The 440-nt window shown below is 58.4% G+C and carries 1 protein-coding gene; it reads left to right on the top strand.

The window, feature by feature from the left end:
- A partial coding sequence (locus AC6CIG_RS29720) for a hypothetical protein (RefSeq protein ID WP_498324389.1) occupies positions 1-440 on the top strand: 440 nt, incomplete at both ends.

Here is a 440-nt window from a genome sequence, read left to right on the forward strand (position 1 = left end):
GGCGACGGAGCAATTCTCGGACGCGCATCAGCCGTCGAGAACATGGCTGTCAGGGAAGAACCTGCCGGCCAATGTACAGGAAGGCTCCGGAGGAGAAGTGGTTTATCAAGCGCCAACATGCGAGCCCCGCGTGTTCAAGTACCGCTACTTCACGCAGCAAGATGTGAAGGAAATGCGGCTAAAACCGGAATGGCTTGTGAATCCAGTCCAAATAGAGTGGTTCGTCGATGACATGGAAATCCCGAACGATGCCGGCTCGCCGCTGAAATTCACCACCACTGTGCGCACAGCACTACCTCCTCCCGACGGTGATGAAGTCTCGGGACACGCGGTCGAGTTGGGCTACGACTTCGGCCTGCCACTCGGGGTGATTGGAGTGACACCGTGGAGCGTAAAATTGACCCCGCGCCCAGCCGATCTTCGCTACGAGGTGCGCGTGG

This window comes from Sinorhizobium sp. GQ132 (assembly GCF_059758575.1).